Annotated in this window: 17 protein-coding genes and 3 tRNA genes; 7 read left to right on the forward strand and 13 right to left on the reverse strand. The window is 73.5% G+C overall.

Annotated features, from left to right (window positions below; genetic code table 11):
• Window positions 1–3: 3 nt before the first annotated feature.
• The 4 genes from ACLQ2U_RS21575 to ACLQ2U_RS21590 all read right to left on the reverse strand — a co-directional run bounded on the left by ACLQ2U_RS21575 (window position 4) and on the right by ACLQ2U_RS21590 (window position 1,435).
• A tRNA-Glu gene (locus tag ACLQ2U_RS21575) sits at window positions 4–76 on the reverse strand.
• A 169-nt stretch (window positions 77–245) separates the two neighbouring features.
• Window positions 246–318 (reverse strand) — tRNA-Glu (locus ACLQ2U_RS21580).
• A gap of 135 nt (window positions 319–453) precedes the next feature.
• Window positions 454–525, reverse strand: a tRNA-Gln gene (locus ACLQ2U_RS21585).
• Between the two features lie 106 nt (window positions 526–631).
• Window positions 632–1,435, reverse strand: a complete 804-nt coding sequence (locus tag ACLQ2U_RS21590) for a fumarylacetoacetate hydrolase family protein (protein WP_425752532.1) — start codon at window positions 1,433–1,435, stop codon at window positions 632–634.
• A gap of 166 nt (window positions 1,436–1,601) precedes the next feature.
• Between ACLQ2U_RS21590 and ACLQ2U_RS21595 the strand changes: the two genes are divergently transcribed.
• Window positions 1,602–3,080 carry a hypothetical protein gene (locus ACLQ2U_RS21595; protein WP_425752533.1) on the forward strand — a complete coding sequence of 493 codons (1,479 nt, stop codon included), beginning with the start codon at window positions 1,602–1,604 and terminating at the stop codon, window positions 3,078–3,080.
• A gap of 33 nt (window positions 3,081–3,113) precedes the next feature.
• Window positions 3,114–3,995, forward strand: coding sequence for a 3-methyladenine DNA glycosylase (locus tag ACLQ2U_RS21600; RefSeq protein ID WP_425752534.1), 882 nt, complete (start codon window positions 3,114–3,116; stop codon window positions 3,993–3,995).
• Window positions 3,996–4,066: 71 nt separating this feature from the next.
• Here the strand turns inward: ACLQ2U_RS21600 and ACLQ2U_RS21605 are convergent, their stop codons facing one another.
• The 8 genes from ACLQ2U_RS21605 to ACLQ2U_RS21640 form a co-directional block, all read right to left on the reverse strand.
• Window positions 4,067–4,666, reverse strand: a complete 600-nt coding sequence (locus ACLQ2U_RS21605; protein WP_425752535.1) for a GNAT family N-acetyltransferase — start codon at window positions 4,664–4,666, stop codon at window positions 4,067–4,069.
• A 31-nt stretch (window positions 4,667–4,697) separates the two neighbouring features.
• Window positions 4,698–5,096: a DUF4180 domain-containing protein gene (locus ACLQ2U_RS21610; RefSeq protein ID WP_425752536.1), complete on the reverse strand. Its 399-nt coding sequence runs from the start codon at window positions 5,094–5,096 to the stop codon at window positions 4,698–4,700.
• Between the two features lie 50 nt (window positions 5,097–5,146).
• Entirely contained in the window at window positions 5,147–5,572 is a 426-nt protein-coding gene (gene arfB / locus ACLQ2U_RS21615; protein WP_425752537.1) for an alternative ribosome rescue aminoacyl-tRNA hydrolase ArfB, read from the reverse strand.
• Window positions 5,573–5,581: 9 nt separating this feature from the next.
• Entirely contained in the window at window positions 5,582–5,887 is a 306-nt protein-coding gene (locus ACLQ2U_RS21620; protein ID WP_425752538.1) for a hypothetical protein, read from the reverse strand.
• A gap of 107 nt (window positions 5,888–5,994) precedes the next feature.
• Window positions 5,995–6,858, reverse strand: a complete 864-nt coding sequence (locus tag ACLQ2U_RS21625) for a S1C family serine protease (RefSeq protein WP_425752539.1) — start codon at window positions 6,856–6,858, stop codon at window positions 5,995–5,997.
• A 31-nt stretch (window positions 6,859–6,889) separates the two neighbouring features.
• Entirely contained in the window at window positions 6,890–7,849 is a 960-nt protein-coding gene (locus tag ACLQ2U_RS21630) for a VWA domain-containing protein (RefSeq protein ID WP_425752540.1), read from the reverse strand.
• Window positions 7,846–8,847: a DUF58 domain-containing protein gene (locus ACLQ2U_RS21635; RefSeq protein WP_425752541.1), complete on the reverse strand. Its 1,002-nt coding sequence runs from the start codon at window positions 8,845–8,847 to the stop codon at window positions 7,846–7,848. The genes ACLQ2U_RS21630 and ACLQ2U_RS21635 overlap by 4 nt, the downstream gene beginning before the upstream one ends.
• The gene (locus tag ACLQ2U_RS21640) at window positions 8,844–9,893 is read right to left on the reverse strand and encodes an AAA family ATPase (RefSeq protein WP_425752542.1); all 1,050 of its coding nucleotides are present in this window, start codon (window positions 9,891–9,893) and stop codon (window positions 8,844–8,846) included. Before ACLQ2U_RS21640 ends, ACLQ2U_RS21635 begins: the two co-directional genes overlap by 4 nt.
• A gap of 177 nt (window positions 9,894–10,070) precedes the next feature.
• Here ACLQ2U_RS21640 and ACLQ2U_RS21645 point away from each other — a divergent pair, with 177 nt between their 5' ends.
• On the forward strand, window positions 10,071–11,045 hold the full coding sequence (locus tag ACLQ2U_RS21645; protein WP_425752543.1) for an endonuclease/exonuclease/phosphatase family protein: 975 nt from the start codon (window positions 10,071–10,073) through the stop codon (window positions 11,043–11,045).
• A gap of 9 nt (window positions 11,046–11,054) precedes the next feature.
• On the opposite strand, the gene cimA is transcribed toward ACLQ2U_RS21645, so the two are convergent.
• Window positions 11,055–12,638, reverse strand: coding sequence for a citramalate synthase (gene cimA, locus ACLQ2U_RS21650; RefSeq protein ID WP_425752544.1), 1,584 nt, complete (start codon window positions 12,636–12,638; stop codon window positions 11,055–11,057).
• Window positions 12,639–12,986: 348 nt separating this feature from the next.
• Here cimA and ACLQ2U_RS21655 point away from each other — a divergent pair, with 348 nt between their 5' ends.
• The 4 genes from ACLQ2U_RS21655 to ACLQ2U_RS21670 all read left to right on the forward strand — a co-directional run bounded on the left by ACLQ2U_RS21655 (window position 12,987) and on the right by ACLQ2U_RS21670 (window position 15,492).
• Window positions 12,987–13,547 carry a peroxiredoxin gene (locus ACLQ2U_RS21655; protein WP_425752545.1) on the forward strand — a complete coding sequence of 187 codons (561 nt, stop codon included), beginning with the start codon at window positions 12,987–12,989 and terminating at the stop codon, window positions 13,545–13,547.
• Between the two features lies 1 nt (window position 13,548).
• Entirely contained in the window at window positions 13,549–14,079 is a 531-nt protein-coding gene (locus tag ACLQ2U_RS21660; RefSeq protein WP_425752546.1) for a carboxymuconolactone decarboxylase family protein, read from the forward strand.
• Between the two features lie 159 nt (window positions 14,080–14,238).
• Complete coding sequence (locus ACLQ2U_RS21665; RefSeq protein ID WP_425752547.1) at window positions 14,239–14,697, forward strand: PRC-barrel domain-containing protein; 459 nt, start codon at window positions 14,239–14,241, stop codon at window positions 14,695–14,697.
• A gap of 57 nt (window positions 14,698–14,754) precedes the next feature.
• Complete coding sequence (locus tag ACLQ2U_RS21670; protein WP_425752548.1) at window positions 14,755–15,492, forward strand: tyrosine-protein phosphatase; 738 nt, start codon at window positions 14,755–14,757, stop codon at window positions 15,490–15,492.
• Window positions 15,493–15,552: the final 60 nt, after the last annotated feature.

Below are 15,552 nucleotides of genomic sequence, written 5' to 3' on the forward strand. Positions count from 1 at the left end.
CTGTAGCCCCGACCGGATTCGAACCGGCGCTACCGCCTTGAGAGGGCGGCGTCCTGGGCCACTAGACGACGGGGCCAGGCACTTTTCCTGCTTCGACCGCCCTGACGAGCGGTGCGGCAGTAGTCTAACGGCACCGGCTCCGGGCACCGACGACGGCCCTGGGCGCCGTGCGCCGGCGCAGGTGACAGGGCCGAAACGCGAAGAAGCCCGCCCCACCGAGGTGGGACGGGCTGTCATCACTTCTGTAGCCCCGACCGGATTCGAACCGGCGCTACCGCCTTGAGAGGGCGGCGTCCTGGGCCACTAGACGACGGGGCCAGAACTTCCCTTGCTCCCCCGACCCTTCCGGGCGGGGAAGCTGCACTCTATCAGAGATCATCTCCGCCCCCGAGGGGACGGAGGTGAACTCCATCAGAATCCAGCGACCGGGGCTCTCACGAACCCGCGGCTGCGCTGGGGTACCAGGACTCGAACCTAGACTAACTGAACCAGAATCAGTCGGGCTGCCAATTACCCCATACCCCATTGGCCCCTTGCGGCGCCGGGAATGAACCTTACCCTCCCGGCACCGACAGGCCAAATCCAACCCCCCACACCGCCACTGAACTGCGGAAACAGGTGGTCGGACCGCTCAGGCGACCGGAACCACCGGGTTGGTGAGCTCGCCGATCCCCTCGATCCGCACGGTGACCGTATCCCCCTCGGTGAGCGGGCTAACCCCCGCCGGGGTGCCGGTCAGCACCACGTCGCCCGGCAGCAGCGTCATCACGTGCGAGATGTACGACACCAGCCCCGCCACGTCGAAGACCATGTCCCGGGTCCGGCCGAGCTGGCGTACCTCCATCTCCTCGGGATTGCGACCCACCTCACAGCGGATCTCCAGATCGGAGACGTCCAGCCCGGTGGTGATCCACGGGCCGATCGGGCAGAACGAGTCGAAGCCCTTGGCCCGGGTCCACTGCCCGTCCGAGCGCTGCAGGTCCCGCGCCGTGACGTCGTTGGCGCAGGTGTAGCCGAAGATGGCCTTCTCCGCGGCTGCCCGGTCGGCCCGCCGCGCGCCGGGAGCCCCGATCACCACGGCCAGCTCGGCCTCGTGCTCCACCTGCTTGGAGAAGATCGGCAGCCGGATCGCGTCCCGCGGTCCGATCACCGAGGTGGAGGGCTTGAGGAAGAGCAGCGGCTCCCTCGGCACCTCGCTGCCGTGTTCGGCGGCGTGCTCGGCGTAGTTGCGGCCGACACAGACCACCTTGCTCGGCAGGATCGGCGAGAGCAGCCGGACGTCGGAGAGCGCCCAGCGGGCGCCGGAGAACTGGATCTGCCCGAACGGGTGGCCCTCGATCTCGGCGATGGTCAGGCCCTGCGGCCCGGCCTCCGGCTCGCCCTCGACGACCCCGAACGACATTCCCTTGGCATGAGCAAAACGAGCGATACGCACCAGGCCAATCTAGCCCCCGGTACGGCGTCGGTCCGCCGACGGCGGCGTCCGGCCCGGGTGGCGTCGGCGCAGCGTACGCCACCCGCCGCCGGCCGGGGCGGGGTTCGGCACTTCGTACCCGCGCGGAGGTCCCCGCCCATAGTTTCGGCTCCGGAGGTTCGTTCGTATGCCTGCATCGAGACGACACCACAGGGCCCTCGCAGTGATCGTGAACTGTCTGGGCATCCTCGCCGCCGTGCCGGCGCTGCCCACGACGGCTCCGGCGACCAGGGCCGCGGCGGCCACGCCGGCACCAGAAGCGTCGACCAGCCCGGCACCGGCCGCGGCGGCCACGCCGCAGGGGCACGCCGGGGCGGCCGGACCGCCGGGGGCGCACGCCGGGGCGGCCGGACCGCCGGGGGCGCACGCCGCGCCGGCGGCGCCCGGGGTGGCGGCCACCGGTGCGGTGATCCCGGTGACACCGGCCGCACCGGCGCCCGGGATGGCCACCACGGCGAACCCGGGAGCACCCCGGCCGGCCCCGCCGATCACCGTGGCCGTCGCGCCCGCCGCGACACCGGTGCCCGGCTACCGGATCCTGATCCGCAACTCCGCCGCCACGACGGTAATCACCACGGTCCGGCAGGAGCTGCCGCCGGGTTCGTCGACCACCGCGGTGAGCGCGGGCGGACTGGCCACCCGACAGAACGGCACCGGCGAGGTCACCTGGCGGCTCACCGTGCCGGCCCGTAGCTCCCGGACGCTGGACACCGCGCTGGCCGCCACCGCGCCCGGCCGGGCGCTGACCGCGCCGGCCTGCGCGTTCACCAGCGACGGCAACCGGCCGTACGACTGCGCGACCGCCACCTGGCAGGCCGCCCCGGCGACGCCCGAGGCGCAGGTCACCCCAGCGCCGCCCTGGCGCCGCCCACCGGTCCTGGCGGCCGCGCTGGCCGCGCTGCTGGTGCTCGCCGCGGGCGGGCTCTGGTGGTGGCAGCGGGCGCGCCGGCGGCGCGGCGGCGTGGAGCCGACCGGCACCGCGCCGGCGGCCGCCGGCCAGCCCACGTACGCCGGGGGCCCCAGCGCCCCGGGCGGCGGCACCGTCTACCCCCGTCCCGCCTCACCCGGGCCGGGGGCGCGCCGTCGCACCCCGCCGGTGTGGCTGGTCGTCGGAGTGGCGGCGGCCGTGCTGGCCGGCGTGGTCTTCGCCGCGGTCTGGACCGGCACCCAGCGGGTCGCCGCGATCGACACCACCAAGCAACCGACCAGCGGCGCCTGGATGGGCCGCAGCGCCACCGGTGCGGTCGGGACTCCGCTGCGGGAGAAGGCGTTCGAGTTCACCGTCTACCGGGTGAGCTGTGCGACGGCGAAGGTGGCGAGCCAGCAGTGCCAGGCCACGGTCGGAGTGCGCAACGTCACGCCGGAGCAGCAGACCTGGCACGGCCAGCTCCAGCGGGCGTACCTGCAGGGCGGGAACTGGGTGAGCACCGACGAGGACGCCACCCGGCTGGCGAACCTGGGCCGCGACGTCTTCGCCCAGCCGGTGGCGGCGGGCAACCGGGTGGTGCTGCCGCTGGTCTTCACCGTCGACGGCATGCAGAAGCCGAAGCAGTTGGAGCTGCGCAGCGGGGTCTTCTCCGCCGGGGTACGGGTGGACGTGCCCTGACCGGGGGCGGGCGGCGGTCGTACCCTGGGGTCCGTGACCGCCGCCCTCGCTCCCGCCACCGCCCTCGACGCGGCCGACTGGCAGGCCCGGCGGGCCGCGCACGAGGCGCGGGTGGACGCCTGGCTGGCGTCGCACCTGGCCCGCCGCCGCACCGGCGGGCGACACCCGGTCGAGGACTTCCTCTTCACCTACTACTCGCACCGGCCGGCCCAGCTGCGCCGCTGGCACCCGGGCGCCGGCGTGCTGCTGCGCGACGCGGACCCGGCCGAGTTCGGCCGGGACTACCGCGCCGACGCCGCCGGGGCCACCCTGGACACCGATCGGGTACGCACCCGCCGCGCCGACTCCATCGCCTGGATCCGCGGGCTGCTCACCGCCACCGCCTCCCGGCCGGCGCACTTCGGCTGCTTCGGGATGCACGAGTGGGCGATGGTCTACCGGCAGACCCAGGAGGAGGTACGCCACAACGCCTGGCCGCTGCGGCTGTCCCCGGAGCGGACCGCCGCGGTGGTCGAGGATCGGGGCGTGCGGTGCAGCCACTTCGACGCTTACCGGTTCTTCACCGCGCCGGCCCGACCGTTGAACCTGCTCACCCCGACCCGGGAGAGCCAGCACGCGCTGGAGCAGCCGGGCTGCCTGCACGCCAACATGGACCTCTACAAGTACGCGTACAAGCTCTCCCCGCTGGTGCCGAGCGAGGTGGTCGCGGACGCGTTCGCGCTGGCCCGGGAGATCCGCACGTTGGACATGCGGGCCAGCCCGTACGACCTGGCCGCGCTCGGGTACCCGGCGGTCCGGGTGGAGACCCCGGAGGGCCGGGCCGAGTACGCGACCGCGCAGCGCGGCTTCGCGGAGCGGGCCAGCGGGCTGCGGGCCCGGCTGGTGGCCGCCCTCGACACCGCCCTTCCTGCCTGACGGGCCGCTCCGCCAGGGCTGCCCGGCGGGTGGGTCAGCCGGCCCGCAGGCCGCGCAACAGCACGGTTCTGTCAGCAGCGAGGACGTCGCGCATCGGTCACCGCGTCCGGGCGTCCGCGGTGCGCCGCCCACTCCGGCGTGAGGATCGACATCACCGTGGCGTCCACCCAGCCGTCGCCGTCGCGCAGCACCTGCCGCAGCACGCCCTCGGCGACGAAGCCCACCTTCTCGTACGCCCGGCGGGCGCGGGGATTGAACGAGAACACCTCCAGCGAGATCCGGTGCAGGCCGAGCCGTTCGAAGCCGTGGCCGACGATGAGGCGTACCGCCTCGGTGCCGAGGCCCCGGTCCCGGCCGGCCGCGGTGAGCAGGATGCGGAAGGTGCAGTTGTCGTTGTGCCGGTCCCAGTTGTTCAGCACCACCTCGCCGACGCAGGCGCCGGTGGCGTTGTCGACCACCGCCAGGTCGAGCCGGTCGGTCTGCGCGTTGCGGCTGCCGTACCAGGAGCGCAGCCGCTCCTCGTCGATCTCGTCGGGCGGGCTGCCGGTCAGCCGCGCCAGCTCCGGGTCGGCCAGCGCCTCCCGGAAGGTGGCGAGGTCGTCGTCGACGAACGGCCGCAGCGTGACCAGGTCACCGGCGAGCGTGGGCTTGGTGGCGAAGTCGGGGGTCATCCGGGGATTGTCGGGAGCGGCCCGAGGTTCCTCAATCGGTTTTCGCGGCGGCCCGCTCGTCCCGGTGGCGCAGCCGCTCCTCCAGCTCGGCCATGGTGGCGACGAACCAGAGCTGGTCGCCCCGGTTCGCCTCGGCGACGAAGTCGCGCAGGGCGGTGCTGCGGGCGACGTGCGGCGAGACGTCGCCGACCACGGCCAGTCGCAGCCGGTAGTTGACGAACTTCTGCACCAGCTCCCCCGCCACCCCGGTACGCAGCGTGAAGAACTCGACGGCGAGCCGGCGTACCGGCAGCAGGACCAGGTCCGCCCCGTAGCCGAGCGCCTCGCCGATCACGTCCGTCGCGTCGGCGGCGGAGCAGAGCTTCGGCCCGTCGGCGGCGCAGGCGAGCACGGTGCGCCCGTGCAGGGTGACCAGGGTGTCGGCGGACATGCTGGCAGCCTAGGCAGCCGGACCGGAGCCGGGCACCCGAATTCCGGCGCTCAGTCGCCGTCGACCCGGCGGTCGCGCTTGCGCTGCGCCTGGCGCTTCTTGTCGGCGAGCCGGCGCTCCTTGGCGCCCCGGGACGGGCGGGTCGGCCGGCGGGGCGGGGGTGGCGGCGCGACCGCCTCGCGCAGCAGCGCGACCATCCGCTCCCGGGCCGCCTCCCGGTTGGCCAACTGGGCCCGGTGCTCGCTGGCGGCGATCGTCAGCACCCCGTCGACCAGCCGGCCGGCCATGCGGTCCAGCGCCCGCGCCCGTAGCGCCGGCGGCAGGCTGGGCGTGGCGGCGAGGTCGAAGCTCAACTCCACCCGGGAGTCGGTGGTGTTCACGCCCTGCCCGCCCGGACCGGAGGACCGGGAGAACCGCTCCCGCAGCTCGGCGGCCGGCACGATCCATCGGTCGGTCACCCGCAGTCCGTCGTCCACGCCCCGAGGCTAACGCCCCCGGCTGCCGTGCGGGGCGGTGGAGCTCGGCGTCGGGCTCGGCCCGGGCTCGGCCCGGCCCTGGTCGGGACCGACGGTGGCGTACGCGACCGCGCCGACCAGCAGCAGCGCGACGATGCCGATTTTGGTGGCTGCCAGCCGGATGAGCAGCCATGCCGCCTTGCGGAGGATCGGCACGCTCCTTTTCGTGGTCTGGTAGTCGGACCATCCACGACGCGCCCGCGCATAGGCGGCACCCATCACGCCACCGCCCAGGATGCCGACTGCCAGCAGGACCGCCATGAGTGATCGCTCCACCCACGCCAGTATCCATACTCAACGTCATATTTCCATGGCCCGATGGTCCTGCGCCGGATATCCGACAGTTCTTCCGTTACGACCGTCCGGTCCTGGCGCGTCCTGACTCAGCCGCCCTTGCCGATGATCGTGTCGGCGGTCTGCTGCACCTGGTCGATCGGGATGGCGAACCCGATGCCGATCGAGCCGTTGCCGTCGATGGTGGCGATCGCCGTGTTCACCCCGACCACCTCGCCGCGCGCGTTGACCAGCGGACCGCCGGAGTTCCCCGGGTTGATCGAGGCGTCGGTCTGCACCGCGGTGCGCCGGTTGGTGCCGAGGCGTACCGGGCGGTCCAGGGCGCTGACGATGCCCGCCGTCACCGTGCCGGCCAGCCCGAGCGGCGAGCCGACCGCCAGCACCGGCTCGCCCACCCTGGCCGAGCGGGGCTTGGCCAGCGGCAGCGGCGCCAGCCGGGCCGCCGCCGGCACCTTCAGCACCGCGAGGTCGCTGCCCGGTTCCCGGCCGACCACCTCGGCGGCGTACCGCCGGCCGTCGGGCAGCTCCACGGTCACCGTACCCCCGCCCCCCCTGGCCAGGATGTGGTCGTTGGTGATGAGGTGCTGCTGGTCGTCGATGGCGAAGCCGGACCCGGTGGCGCCCTGGCCGGAGCCCCCGCCGGCCAGCACCGACACCACGCCGGGCACGGTCTTCTGGGCGGCGGTCACCAGTTCCGCCGGGACCGGGGCGGCGGAGGCCGCCGTCGGCCCGGGGCCGCCGCCCTGGCCGGCCACCCACCCGCCGGCCGCCGCGCCGGAGACGGTGGAGAGCGCCACCACCGCCGCCGCGGTCAGCAGCCGCCGGCGCCAGCTCCGCCGGGAAGGATCCTCTCCCGACCCCGGTACGTCCCACCGGTGCCGCCCGTCCGGCCCCAGCTCGGGCGAGACGAACCACGGTCCCCGGGGCTCGCCCAGTCCGGTCTGTACTGCCATACGTCCGCTCCTCACTGCTCGCTCGACGGGCTCAGGGCAGGCGGGAGAACCACCGCATCGACCCGGCCGCGGCGCCCATGGCGAACACCAGCCCGAGACCGATGAACCGGGCGGAGATGTCCTGGCGTTCCTTGCGGTAGCCCACCGAGGAGCCGATGTCCTCGTAGACGCCGCGCAGCTCCTCATTCGAATCGGCCTCGTGGAACCCGCCCCCGGTCTCCTCGGCGACCGCCTTGAGAGTCTGCCCGTCGACCGGCACCTGGATCGGCCGGCCGCCCCGGTCGACGAAGCCGCCGGGGGTGCCGAAGGAGATGGTGTGCACCGGCACCTTGGCCGCCACGGCTGCCGCAGTGGCCTCCATCGGGTCCATGCCGGCCGTGTTCGCCCCGTCGGAGAGCACGATGATCCGGGCCGGTGGCGGCTGCTTCGCCGCCTTGTCGTCCAGGCCCTTGACCGCGCCCAGCGAGGCGCTGATCGCCTCGCCGATCGCGGTGCCCTGCACCCCGGTCATCCCCTCGGCGAGCCGCCCGATCCCGTCGTGCAGCGCCTCCCGGTCGGTGCCCGGCGGCACCACCACCGCCGCGCTGCCGGCGAACGCCACCAGCCCGACGTTGAACTCGTCGGGCAACCCGTCGACGAACTGGGAGGCGGCCTCCTTGGCCGCGCTGAGCCGGTCCGGTTCGACGTCGGTGGCGAGCATCGAGGTGGAGACGTCGACGGCGACCACGACGGTGGCCCGCTCCCGGGGCACCCTCACCTCGGCGCTGGGCCGGGCGAAACCCACCACCAGCAGCGCCAGCATGGCCAGGAAGAGGCCGGCGGGCAGGTGCCGCCGCCACGAGGGTCGGACCGGCGCCACCCGGTCGAGCAGCCGCAGGTTGGTGAACCGGACGGCGTAGGCGCTGCGCCGGCGCTGCATGAGCAGGTAGCCGACCGCCAGGGCGAGCACCCCGAACAGCAGCAGGAGCCGGACGGGCGACTGCCAGGTCACGCGCTACCTCCCCGGGTCACGGCGGGCGCCGCCGCGAGGCGGCGCTGGGCGTGCACGTGCCGGACGATGTCGGCGGTCCAGTCGCGGTCGGTGCGCAGCGCCAGGTGGGCCGCGCCGGACCGGCGCAGCGCCCGGCGTACCTGGTCGCGCTGGGCGGCGGCGGCGCTGGCGTAGCGCCGGCGCAGGGCCGGGTCGCCGGTCCAGACCTCCCGCCGCCGGCCGGTCTCCGGGTCGACCAGGGTGACCAGGCCGACGTCCGGCAGCTCCAGCTCACGCGGGTCGGTCACCTCGACGGCGAGCACCTGGTGGCGGGCCGCCAACCGGCGCAGCGCCGGTTCCCAGGGCGCCTGCTCGTGGTGGTCGTCGGGCAGCCCGTCGAGGAAGTCGGAGACCAGCACGACCAGGCCACGCCGGGTGGCGACCCGCTGCACCTCGGCGAGCGCGTCGCCCAGGTCGGGCGGGGCCGGAGCGGCGCCGTCGTCGTACCCGCCGGCGCGCGGCGCGGTCAGCAGCGCGCGGAGCAGCCCGAGCAGGTGGGTACGACCGCCGCGGGCCGGGAACCGGCGCAGCCCGGTCGGGGCGAGGACCTGCGCGCCGAGCCGGTTGCCGGCGCCGGCGGTGAGGAAGCCGACCGCCGCCACGGCGGCCACCGACAGCTCCCGCTTGTCCAGTTCGGCGGTGCCGAACTCCATGCTCGGGCTGGCGTCCACCAGCAGCCAGGTGGTCAGCTCCCGGTCGGCGTCCACCTCGCGGACGTGCGGCACGGTGGTCCGGGCGGTGACCGCCCAGTCCATCCGGCGGACCTCGTCCTCCCCCGGCCGGTACTCCCGGCTGCCGGCGATCTCGCTGCCGGGCCCCGGCAGCAGGCCACGGTGCTGACCCTGGAGCATGCCGTCCAGGCGGCGGGTGACGGTCAGTTCCAGCCGGCGCAGCTGCTGGTCGGGGGCGAGGTCGGCCAGGCCCGGTTCGGCCTGGACGGGCGCGGTGGCGCGCCTCACGCCGCCGCCAGGTCGGGCGCGTGCTCGGGGTGCCCGGTGGCCAGCACGGGCGGCGGCACCGCCTCGACCAGCCGACGCACCACCGCCTCGGCGGTGATCCCGTCGGCGACCGCGTCGAAGGAGAGCACCAGCCGGTGGGACAGGACGTCCACCGCCAGCTCGCGGACGTCCTCCGGCAGCACGTACTCCCGGCCGCGCAGCAGCGCCTGGGCCCGGGCGGCGGCGACCAGTCCGAGGGTGGCCCGGGGGCTCGCCCCGTACGCCAGCATCGGGGCGAGCTCGGGCAGCCCGAACCGGCCCGGGTCGCGGGTGGCCAGGATGAGCCGGACGACGTACTCGGCCAACGCGTGGTGCACGAAGATGTGGGCCGCGCACTGCTGGAAGCCCCGCAGCCGCGCCGGGTCGAGCAGTTGCCGCGGTCGGGGCCGGTCGGTGCTCATCCGGTAGAGGATGGCCAGCTCGTCGTCGTCGCTCGGGTAGTCGACGACGACCTTCATCAGGAACCGGTCGCGCTGCGCCTCGGGGAGCTGGTAGACCCCCTCGGACTCGATCGGGTTCTGGGTGGCGAGTACCAGGAACGGCTCCGGCACCGGCCAGCTCCGGCCCCCGATGGTGACCTGGCGCTCCGCCATCGCCTCCAGCAGCGCCGACTGCACCTTCGCCGGGGCCCGGTTGATCTCGTCGGCCAGCACCAGGTTGGCCATGATCGGGCCCAGCTCGATGTCGAAGCTCTCCTTGGACGCCCGGTAGATGCGGGTGCCGACGATGTCCGAGGGGACCAGGTCGGGGGTGAACTGGATCCGGGAGAAGGTGCCGCCGACCACGGTGGCGAGGGTGTGCGCGGCGAGCGTCTTCGCCACGCCGGGCACCCCCTCCAGCAGGCAGTGCCCGTCCGCGATCAGCCCGGTGAGCAGGCGTTCGACGAGCCGATCCTGCCCGACGATCACGCGTTTGACCTCGAAGAGGGTCTGTTCCAGCTCGGCGCCCACCGCGTCGGGATCGACCGGGCTGGGCAGGCTGGCCAGGGTGTCCGACATGTCCGTCACGGTGCTTGCTTCCCGTGCGATGGGCGAACAAACGTCGGATTATCAGCGCCGGGCAGGCCCTTTCCCACCCGGAAGGGGACGAGTCACCCCTCCGGTGCGCAACGTCGTTCGCCGGCAGAGGTGCGGACGTTCCAGACCAGACGGTGCCGCGACCGGCCCGCCCGTTAGCCTGACGCCATGATCGAAGCCGCCCCGACGCCGACGGCACGACACCGGGGCCTGACCCTGCTCTGCTGGCTCGCGGTCGTCCCCGGCGTCGGCTGGGCGGCGGTCCGCCTCGCCGGGTTGGAGCGGGGGCCGCTGGTGCAGGCGGTCGCCTTCACGCCGTACGTCGCGGGGTGGAGCATGCTGGCGCTGGTGCTGGCGCTCGCCCTACGACGCCGCTGGCCGGCGGTGCTCGCGGCCGTGGTGGCGCTGGTGCTCGTCGGGGCGGTGGCGCCGCGGGCCCTCTCCTCCGGGCAGCCGGCGGCGGGCGGGCCGACGCTGCGGGTGCTCACCGCCAACCTGCTCAAGGGCGGCGGGGACGCGCGGACGCTGGTCGACCTGGTACGGCGGCACCGGGTGGACGTGCTCGCCGTGCAGGAGTTCACCCCACAGGTCCAGGTCGCGCTGGATCAGCAGGGGCTGGCGGACCTGCTGCCACACCGGCAGCTCAACGCCGAGGTGGGCACCACCGGCTCGGGGCTCTACAGCCGGTTCCCGCTCTCCGCCGGCGGCTTCCGGCGCAACGCCGGCTTTGCCTTCAGCCAGGCGTACGCCACGGCGGCGGTGCCCGGCGCGCCGCCGCTGCGGGTCGAGTCGGCCCACCCGGCCGCGCCGTACGCCGTGGAGGTGGTCGATGAGTGGTTCACCGACCTGCGGGCGCAGCCACGGGCCACCCCGGACGGCCCGTTGAGCATCCTCGCCGGGGACTTCAACGCCACCCTCGACCACGCCCCGCTGCGCGCGCTGCTGCGCAGCGGGTACGTCGACGCCGCCGGGGCCGGGCTGACCGGCACCTGGGGCCCCTACGACGGCGACCCGATCCCCCCGGTCGCCATCGACCACGTCCTGGTCGACCAGAGGATCGCCGTCACCGCGGCCACCGTGCACCCGGTGCCCGGCAGCGACCATCGCGCCGTCCTCGCCACCCTCCGCCTCCCGGCCGCCTGACCGGCCGGGTCAGACGCGGGCCCGGTCGAGGCCGTAGGTGAGGGCGTCGACCAGGGCGTGCCAGGACGCTTCGACCACGTTGGGGTGGACGCCGACCGTGGTCCAGTCGCGGCCGGTGCCGTCGGCGGTCTCCACCAGGACGCGGGTCACCGCGCCGGTGCCGTGGCTGCCCTCCAGGATCCGGACCTTGTAGTCGGCGAGTTCGAAGTCGCGCAGCTCGGGGTAGTGCCGGGAGAGCCCGACCCGGAGCGCCTCGTCGAGGGCGTTGATCGGGCCGTTTCCCTCGGCGGTGGCGATCACCCGCTCGCCGCGTACCCGGATCTTCACGGTGGCCTCGGAGACGACCGCGCCGTCCTCCCGGTGCTCGACCAGCACCCGGTACGACTCCAGCGCGAACGGCCGCAGCGGCGCGGCGTCCGGCAGCTCGGAGCGGACCAGCAGCTCGAACGAGGCGTCGGCGGCCTCGAACGACCAGCCGCCCGCCTCCAGCTCCTTGACCCGGCTGGTCACCTTCGACACAGCCTCCGGATGGCCGGCCAGGTCCAGGCCCAGCTCGCGGCTCTTGAGCTCGACGCTGGCCCGGCCGGCCATCTCGGTCACCAGGATCCGCATGTCGTTGCCCACCACCGACGGGTCCACGTGGTTGTAGAGCAACGGGTCGACCTTGATCGCGCTCGCGTGCAGCCCGGCCTTGTGGGCGAAGGCGGCGGCCCCGGCGTACGCCTGGTGGGTGTCGGGGGCGATGTTGGCGATCTCGGCGATGGCGTGCGAGACCCGCACCATCTGTTCCAGGCAGCCCTCGGGCAGGACGGGCAGCCCGAGCTTGAGCTGGAGGTTGGCCACCACCGCGAAGATGTCGGCGTTGCCGGGGCGTTCGCCGTACCCGTTGGCGGTGCCCTGGACGTGCCGGACCCCGGCCTCGACGGCGGCGACCGTGTTGGCCACCGCGCAGGCGGTGTCGTTCTGGGCGTGCATGCCGAACAGCTCCGGACCGACCCCGACCCGCGCGGTCAGGTCGGCGATGGCGGCGCTCACCTGGGACGGCAGCATGCCGCCGTTGGTGTCGCAGAGCACCATCCGCTCGGCGCCCGCGGCGAGCGCGGTCTCGACCACCGCGGCGGTGTACGCCGGGTCGTGCCGGTACCCGTCGAAGAAGTGCTCCCCGTCGACGAAGACCCGCCGCCCCTCGCGGACCAGGTGCGCCACCGTGTCGTGGATCATCGACAGGTTCTCCGCGCCGCTGGTCCGCAGGGCCCGCTCCACGTGCCGGATGTCGGCCTTGGCGACCAGGGCGATCGCCGGGGTCTCCGCGTCGAGCAGGCCGCGCACCTGCGGGTCGTCGGCGACCGCCACCCCGGCCCGGCGGGTCGCGCCGAAGGCGACCAGCAGCGCGTGGCGCAGGTGCAGCTCGGTCCGGGCGCGGCGGAAGAACTCGGTGTCCTTCGGCACGGCGCCCGGCCAGCCGCCCTCGATGAAGCCGACCCCGAACTCGTCGAGCAGCCGGGCCACCGCGAGCTTGTCGACCACCGAGTAGCTGAGCCCCTCGCGCTGGGCGCCGTCACGCAGCGTGGTGTCGTAGACCTGGAACGTCATGGGAGTCCCTTCTTCGGACCTCTGGGGAGCAACAAAAAGACCCCCCGCTGATGCGGGAGGTCTGCGCGCTCGGCGGAGGGGAGGCCGGCGCGCTAGCTGCCAATGATGAGGACGGTGCTGGTCACGATCGCCACTTTGCCACTCCCCCCCGGTTCTGGGAGGCACAATCCACATGGCGGGACGATGATGCAACGTCGCCGTACTCGATCGACCGACCGCTCCGGGCAGAACCCGCTGCCGGTGATCGACTTCACAAGTCATCCGGCCGCCAGTCGGCGGGAAACAACGCTGCGGAAGTATTTGGAACCGATCCAGTTACCGGCCTCGTGCCGTTGTCAAGGAGGACCCGTGCTCACTGTCGGTGACCGCTTCCCCGAATACGAACTCACCGCCTGCGTGTCGCTGGACGCCGACAAGGCGTTCGAGACGATCAACCACAAGTCCCACGAGGGCAAGTGGCGGGTGGTCTTCTTCTGGCCGAAGGACTTCACCTTCATCTGCCCGACGGAGATCGCCGAGTTCGGCCGGCTCAACGGGGAGTTCGCGGACCGCGACGCCCAGGTGCTCGGCGCCTCCGTGGACAACGAGTTCGTCCACTACGCCTGGCGCAAGGACCACCCGGACCTGCGCGAGCTGCCGTTCCCGATGCTCAGCGACGTCAAGCGTGAGCTGACCGACGCCTGCGGCATCCTCGGCGAGGACGGCGTCGCCCAGCGCGCCACCTTCATCGTCGACCCGGACAACGAGATCCAGTTCGCCATGGTCACCGCCGGCTCGGTCGGCCGGAACGTCTCCGAGGTGCTGCGGGTGCTCGACGCCCTGCAGACCGACGAGCTCTGCCCGTGCAACTGGAACAAGGGCGGCGCGACCCTGGACGCCACCGCGCTGCTCGCCGGCGCCGGCGCCTGACATGGGTCTGGACGCGGTCAAGGCGGCTCTGCCCGAGTACGCCAAGGACATCAAGCTCAACCTCGGTTCCACCGTCGCCACCTCGACGCTGAACCCGGCGCAGGCCTGGGGCACCGCCCTGGCCTGCGCGGTCGCGGCGCGCAACCCGGTGGTGCTGCGGGAGATCGCCGCCGAGGCGGCCGACCACCTCAAGCCGGAGGCGGTCGAGGCGGCCAAGGGCGCGGCCACCATCATGGCCATGAACAACGTCTACTACCGGGCCAAGCACCTGATCGGCGACGACCAGTACGCGTCGATGCCGGCCCGGCTGCGGATGCAGATCATCGCCAGGCCGGGCGTGGACAAGGGCGACTTCGAGCTGTGGTGCCTCGCCGTCTCGGCGATCACCGGCTGCGGGGTCTGCCTGGAGTCGCACGAGAAGGCGCTGCGCGGCGCCGGGTTCACCCGGGAGCAGGTGCACGAGGGGCTGCGGATCGCGGCCGTCGTGCACGCCGCCGCGGTGGCGCTGGACGCGCAGGCCGCGCTGGTCTGACCCGGACGGCCGGACGGGCCGGTGCCGCATCATGCGGCGCCGGCCCATCGTCGTTTTCGGTCATAGGGTGTGGAGGCCGGCGGACCCGGGTACCTGATTTCCGGACACGGAAGACCTTTTCTCCAATACGACTACGACAGTCGAGGCAGGAGTAATCCCATGGACAGGCTCGACCCCCGCACCACGCACGGCACCACCGACCCGATGATCGACGGCGGCCAGGGCGCCGTCGCCGGCGGTGCCCCCGCCGGCGCCTTCAGCCCGTGGAGCTACCGGGACCAGGCCGGAGTGACCGACGCCGACCTCGTCGGCTACAAGGTCGAGGCCACCGACGGCAGCATCGGCAAGATCGACAGCGCGAGCCACGAGGTCGGCGGCAGCTACCTGGTCGTCGACACCGGCCCGTGGATCTTCGGCAAGAAGGTCATGCTGCCCGCCGGCACCGTCAACCAGGTCGACCACGACGACAAGAGGGTCTTCGTCGACCGCAGCAAGGACCAGATCAAGGCCGCCCCGGAGTACGACGAGACCAGCCACAGCGACCCGGCCTACCGGGACAAGCTGGGCGGCTACTACGACGAGAGCTACGGCAACGTGCCCCCGGGCACCGCGCGGTAAGCAGATCGGACACGACGGCCGGTGGGGCGATGCCCCACCGGCCGTTACCGTGTCAGCGTGGACGCCATCGAGATCAACCGCAGGATCCCGTTCTCCGCGATGTTCAACTTCCGCGACGTCGGCGGCTACGCCGGCCACGACGGACGCACCGTACGCTGGGGCCGGCTCTACCGCTCGGACTCGCCGCACCGGATCGACGGCGCCGACCGGGAGGCCTTCACCGCCCTCGGCGTCCGCACCGTCATCGACCTGCGCCGGCCGTCCGAGGTGGAGCGGGACGGTCGGGTGCCGGAGCAGGACGGGCTGGCGTACCGCAACATCCACCCGGAGCACGTCGACTGGGGTGAGCGCCCCTACCAGCAGGGCTCGGACCTCCCCCGCTACCTCGCCGACCGGTACGCCGACCTCGCCGACACCGGCGCCGGAGGGCTGGCCGAGGCGGTCGGCCTGATCGCCGACGAGGCCAACGTTCCCGTCCTGGTGCACTGCGTCGCGGGCAAGGACCGCACCGGCATCGTCTGCGGGCTCACCCTGGCCGTCCTCGGCGTCGCCGACGCCGAGATCGCCACCGACTACGCCCTGAGCACCGAGGCCGCCGAGCAGTTCCAGGCCTGGTTCACCAGCACCGGAAGGCAGATCCGGCCGGGGCTGCCACCGCTCACCACCCCGGCCGAGGCGATGACGCTCTTCCTGGCCGAGCTGCGGCAGCGGCACGGCTCGGTGGAGGACTACCTGCGGCAGGCCGGGGTGACCGACGCCCAGCTCGCCGCCCTCCGCGACCACCTGCTGGAGTGACCTGCGGCCAGGCCGCAAGCGCCGTCTGCGGCATGTCGCGGTGTAGCCGGACCGGGCCAC

This window comes from Micromonospora sp. DT47, from assembly GCF_049844475.1.
In the GTDB taxonomy this organism is placed as follows: Bacteria; Actinomycetota; Actinomycetes; order Mycobacteriales; family Micromonosporaceae; genus Micromonospora.

Excerpts from the sequence above, each read along its gene's own strand:
- cimA (WP_425752544.1), bottom strand. The coding sequence starts at position 12,638 with ATGACGTTCCAGGTCTACGACACCACGCTGCGTGACGGCGCCCAGCGC.
- ACLQ2U_RS21645 (WP_425752543.1), top strand. The coding sequence starts at position 10,071 with ATGATCGAAGCCGCCCCGACGCCGACGGCACGACACCGGGGCCTGACC.
- ACLQ2U_RS21595 (WP_425752533.1), top strand. The coding sequence starts at position 1,602 with ATGCCTGCATCGAGACGACACCACAGGGCCCTCGCAGTGATCGTGAAC.
- ACLQ2U_RS21625 (WP_425752539.1), bottom strand. The coding sequence starts at position 6,858 with ATGGCAGTACAGACCGGACTGGGCGAGCCCCGGGGACCGTGGTTCGTC.
- ACLQ2U_RS21605 (WP_425752535.1), bottom strand. The coding sequence starts at position 4,666 with ATGACCCCCGACTTCGCCACCAAGCCCACGCTCGCCGGTGACCTGGTC.
- ACLQ2U_RS21665 (WP_425752547.1), top strand. The coding sequence starts at position 14,239 with ATGGACAGGCTCGACCCCCGCACCACGCACGGCACCACCGACCCGATG.
- ACLQ2U_RS21660 (WP_425752546.1), top strand. The coding sequence starts at position 13,549 with ATGGGTCTGGACGCGGTCAAGGCGGCTCTGCCCGAGTACGCCAAGGAC.
- ACLQ2U_RS21610 (WP_425752536.1), bottom strand. The coding sequence starts at position 5,096 with ATGTCCGCCGACACCCTGGTCACCCTGCACGGGCGCACCGTGCTCGCC.